Origin of the sequence: Bradyrhizobium sp. (assembly GCF_049798375.1) — a bacterium.
Classification (GTDB): Bacteria; Pseudomonadota; Alphaproteobacteria; order Rhizobiales; family Xanthobacteraceae; genus Bradyrhizobium.
Genome location: NZ_JBARGP010000280.1, coordinates 1 through 4976, shown reverse-complemented (window position 1 = coordinate 4976; position 4976 = coordinate 1). Strand labels below are relative to the sequence as shown.

General features: G+C 62.9%; 4 protein-coding genes and 1 pseudogene. All 5 read left to right on the top strand.

The annotated features are described in order from the left end of the window. Positions 1-457 (top strand): annotated as a pseudogene (locus WA702_RS12085) (N-acetyl-gamma-glutamyl-phosphate reductase); the annotation flags it as partial. A gap of 16 nt (positions 458-473) precedes the next feature. After that, entirely contained in the window at positions 474-1697 is a 1224-nt protein-coding gene (locus WA702_RS12080; protein ID WP_425110755.1) for a threonine ammonia-lyase, read from the top strand. A 278-nt stretch (positions 1698-1975) separates the two neighbouring features. Then, positions 1976-3235, top strand: a complete 1260-nt coding sequence (locus WA702_RS12075; protein WP_425110754.1) for an extracellular solute-binding protein — start codon at positions 1976-1978, stop codon at positions 3233-3235. 2 nt (positions 3236-3237) lie between these two features. Continuing rightward, positions 3238-4179 carry a carbohydrate ABC transporter permease gene (locus tag WA702_RS12070; RefSeq protein ID WP_425110753.1) on the top strand — a complete coding sequence of 314 codons (942 nt, stop codon included), beginning with the start codon at positions 3238-3240 and terminating at the stop codon, positions 4177-4179. Then, the coding region (locus WA702_RS12065) for a carbohydrate ABC transporter permease (RefSeq protein ID WP_425110752.1) at positions 4172-4976 on the top strand (805 nt) is incomplete at its 3' end. The genes WA702_RS12070 and WA702_RS12065, both read left to right, overlap by 8 nt.

Here is a 4976-nt window from a genome sequence, read left to right as displayed (position 1 = left end):
CTTTGAGAACGGCACCGCGCCGCATTTCGAGCTCTACGGCCTCGGATTCGAGCACAAGCATGTGCCGGAGCTGCAGCTCTATTCGAAGCTGACGCGGCGCCCGATCTTCGTGCCGTCGGTCGGCAATTATCGGCAGGGCATGCTGGTCTCGATCCCGTTGCAGCTCGATACGCTGCCGGGCAAGCCCTCTGGCGCCGATCTGCAGGCCGCGCTGGCGAAGCACTACGCGGCAAGCCGGTTCGTCTCGGCGATGCCGCTGGCCAATGATGCAGCCAAGGGCGGGCGGATCGAGCCGGAGGCGCTCAACGAGACCAACAAGCTCGAGCTCTATGTCTTTGCCAGCGACAAGCATCACCAGGCGGTGTTGGTCGCCCGGCTCGACAATCTCGGCAAGGGCGCCTCGGGCGCGGCCGTGCAGAACATGCGGCTGATGCTCGGACTGCCGGAGACCGACTGAGGCCGAAGGGGGCTGGATCGTGACCGACAAGACTGCTCTGCCGGTGACCCCGGCAGACGTACAAGCCGCCGCCGCGGCGATCCGCGGCGCGGTGCTGGCGACCGCTTGCAACCAGAGCCGCACGCTCGGCGAGATCTGCGGCTGCAACATCTGGCTGAAGTTCGAGAACCTGCAGTTCACCGCCTCGTTCAAGGAGCGCGGCGCGCTCAACCGCCTGCAGGCGCTCTCGACCGATGAACGCAAGCGCGGCGTGATCGCGATGTCGGCTGGCAATCATGCGCAGGGCGTGGCCTATCACGCCAAGCGCCTCGGCATTCCCGCCACCATCGTGATGCCGGTGGGCACACCGATGGTGAAGGTCGAGAACACCAGGCGACACGGGGCCGAAGTAATCATTTCAGGCGCGACCTTGGAGGAGGCGGGCACCTTCGTCCGCGATCATGCCGCTGCGCAGGGGATGACGCCGATCCATCCTTACGACGATCCGCTGATCATCGCAGGGCAGGGCACGGTCGGCCTCGAAATGCTCGCTTCCGTGCCGGAGCTTGACACGCTGGTGGTGCCTATCGGTGGCGGCGGGTTGATCTCGGGCATTTCGATCGCGGCGCGCGCGCTCAATCCAGCCCTTCAGATCGTCGGGGTGGAGGCTGCGCTCTATCCGTCGATGTACAACACCATCAAGGGAAGCCAGATGCCGATGCGCGGCGACACGCTGGCCGAAGGCATTGCGGTCAAGTCGCCCGGCCGGATCACGACCGAGATCATCCGCGCGTTGGTCGATGATATCGTGCTGGTCACCGAGCCGGAGATCGAGCGCGCGGTGGCCGCGCTGATCTCGATCGAGAAGACGGTGGTGGAGGGAGCGGGCGCCGCCGGGCTCGCGGCCGTGCTGGCGCACCCCGAACGCTTCGCAGGCCGCAATGTCGGTCTTGTCTTGAGCGGCGGCAACATCGATACGCGGCTGATCGCCTCGGTGCTGACGCGTGAGCTGGCACGCGAGGGACGGCTGACGCAGCTGACGATCGACATCGTCGATCGGCCCGGTCAGCTCGCCGCGGTCTCGCATCTGCTCGGCGATGTCGGCGCCAACATCATCGAGGTATCGCACCAACGCACCTTCTCCGACCTGCCGGCCAAGGCGACCCTGCTCGGACTGGTCATCGAGACCCGCGACCAGGCGCATCTGGACGAGGTGATGGTGGCGCTGGCGCTGGGCGGCTTCAAGGCGCGCTGCACCTGAGTTCGCACCCCTCCTGAATTTCGATCCCGCCGTTGAATCTCTGCGGCGCAAACCTGCATGCGGCTGCAGTCCGTTCCGACGCAACGCTGGTGGCGGGAAACGATCTCGGTCGCCAGAGCCGGAAGTATCCGACACGCGGGTACGGCACGGCGCCAATTCTCCAGCCAAACAGTTGCGGTTTTCCGCCTGAGGTTGAGTAGGTCAGAATTTTAGTTGCGCACCTCAAGAATTGAGGGCAGGATTACCACAAAATAAGAGAAGCCGGTGGGAGGAACGTGATGGGACTGTTCGGGAGACTGGGCCTCGCTACTGCCGCATGCGTGCTTTGGGCCGGGGCCGCCGTTGCCGACACCACGGTGAAGTGGCTGCACATCGAGGTCAATCCAGCCCAGGTGAAGCTCTGGGAGGAGGTCGCCCGCGCCTATGAGGCGTCGCATCCCGGCGTCAAGGTCGAGATGCAGTTCCTCGAGAACGAGGCCTACAAGGCCAAGCTGCCGACCATTCTGCAATCCAAGGACCGGCCGAACATCATCTATAGCTGGGCCGGCGGCGTCTTGAAGGCGCAGATCGAGGCCGGTGTCCTGGAAGACATCACCGATCAGGTGAAGGGCTACAGCGATAGCCTCACGCCGGCGGCGCTTGCTGCGTTCACGAACAATGGCCGTGTCTATGGCCTCCCGATGGCACTGTCGCAGGTCGGCTTCCTCTGCAACAAGGACCTGATGGCCAAGGCGAAGGTCGATCCCGCAGGGATCAAGAGCTGGGACGATCTGCTCGCCGCGGTGAAGGCGTTGAAGGCGGCCGGCGTGACGCCCATCGTGGTCGGCGGCGCCGATAAATGGCCGCTGCATTTTTACTGGACGCATCTTGCGGTGCGCATCGGCGGCAAGGCGGCATTCGATGCGGCGCTGCGTGACGAGAATGGCGGCTTCGCCGGCGAGACGTTTCAGAAATCCGGCGAGCTGTTCAAGCAACTGGTGGATCTGCAGCCGTTCCAGAACGGTTTTCTCGGCTTCAAAAATCCGCAGGCGGTCGGATATTTCGGCGACGGCAAGGCGGCGATGACGCTCGCGATCAGCATCGTCTATCAGCAGCAGCGCGTACTTGCTGCCGACAAAATCGGGTTGAGTGAAGACAAGATCTGCTGGTTCGACTTTCCGGTCGTAGCCGGCGGCAAGGGTGCGCCGACGGATACGCTCGGCGGCATCACCGGCTGGCTGATCACCAAGGATTCGCCGAAGGAAGCTGTCGATTTTTTGAAATACTTCATTTCGAAAGACGTGCAGAGCCGGCTTGCGGCCGGCAACTTCATCGTCCCTGTCGTCAAGGGCGCCGACGCCGGTCTGCAAAACTCCTTCATGAAGCTGATCGCGGCCAATCTCGCGAAGTCGAATTACCACCAGAACTTCTATGACCAGAGCCTTGGCCCCTCGGTCGGTCGCGTCGTCAACGACGTCTCGGCCGAGATCGCCGGCGGCAGCATGAGTCCGCAGGACGCGGCCAAAGCGATCGAAGCGGCGTACAAGCAGGGGAACTGACGGTGGCGCGCCGGATCGCGATCGCGTCGCCAATGGGTGTTGCCGGTGAGATGGTCCCTCAGGTCGCGGTGCGCGGCCCGAGCTGGGATGGCCGCTTCACCGTGCTGATCCTGTTCCTGCCTCCGGCACTGTTGTTGTTCACCTTGTTCGTGGTGCTGCCGATCGGCGAGGCGGCCTGGTACTCGGGGTTCAACTGGAACGGCTTTGGCCGACCGACCCATTGGATCGGCTTCGACAATTACCGCTTCGTGCTCCAGACCCGCGCCTTCTGGCTCGCGCTGCGCAACAACGGGCTGATCATCGCGGTCTCGCTCGCAATTCAGCTGCCGCTTGCGCTCACGCTGGCCTTGATGCTCGCCGAGCGTTTTCGTGGCGCAGTGGCGCTGCGCATGCTGTTCTTCATGCCCTATATCTTGGCCGAGATCGCGACCGGGTTGATCTTCTCGTTCGTCTATGACGGCGACTACGGCCTGGTCGCCTCGATCTGGCGCGCCTTCGGCGCCGAGCCGCCGCACCTGCTCGCCTCGACCGATACGGCAATGCTGGCGGTGCTGATCGTGATCGTCTGGAAGTATTTCGGCTTCCATATGATGTTGTTCATCGCGGCGCTGCAGAGCATCGACAAGAGCCTGATCGAGGCGGCGCGGATCGACGGTGCAACGCGCGCGCAAGCTCTGCGTCATGTCGTCATCCCCTTGCTCTATCCGACCATCCGGCTCTCCGTATTCTTCGCCGTCATCGGCTCGCTGCAGCTGTTCGACCTCATCATGCCGCTGACGCGCGGGGGCCCTGCGGATTCCTCCAACACCATGGTGAGCTTTCTTTACAACAACGGCATCTCGCGCATGCGCGTCGGCTACGGTAGCGCCATCGGCGTCATTCTGTTCGTGATCTGCGTAACCTTTGCTTTTACCTATAAGCGATGGTTCATGCGCGATGAGTAATGCCGAGACCAACCGCGCGCCGTTCGATCCGGCCGTGCTGTTCAGGACGGCGTTCCTCGCCATCGTTGCTATCTTCGTGCTGCTGCCGCTGCTTGCGACCGTGCTCGGCGGCTTCAAATCGCTCGGCGAATTGCGCGTCAATCCGTTCGGCCTGCCGAGTCACTGGGAGTGGCAGAACTATGCCGATATCCTGTTCTCCGGCCGCTACTGGCAGCTCCTGCGCAACTCCCTGATCATCTCGACGCTCACGGTGACGTTGACCCTGGTCACGGCCTCAATGGCGGCGTTCACCTTTGCCCACGTCAAGTTCTACGGCAGTTCGATGCTGCTGAGCTATTTGACGCTGGGCCTGCTGTTTCCGGCCGCGACTGCCGTGCTGCCGTTGTTCATCAAGGTGCGCGATCTCGGACTGCTCGATACTTATTTCGGCGTGGCGCTGCCGCAGGTGGCCTTCAGCCTTGCCATGAGCGTGCTGCTGCTGCGGCGCTTCTTCAAGGACCTTCCCCATGAACTGCTCGAGGCAGCGCTCGTCGATGGCTGCAGCTATGTCAAGTTCTTCCGCTACGTGACCTTGCCGTTGTCCCGACCGATCCTGGCGACCGTCGGGACCATCACCTTCGTCAATAGCTGGAACGCATATCTGCTGCCGCTGGTGATGCTCAACACCGATGCGCTCTATCCCTGGCCGCTCGGTATCATGGTCTATCAGGGCGAGTATTCGTCGGAGTGGCATCTGATCCTCGCCTTCATCACGCTCACCATCCTGCCGACGATTATTCTGTTCCTGCTCGCGCAGA

Coding starts and splice junctions, on each gene's coding strand:
- WA702_RS12075 (WP_425110754.1), top strand. CDS start 1,976: ATGGGACTGTTCGGGAGACTGGGCCTCGCTACTGCCGCATGCGTGCTT.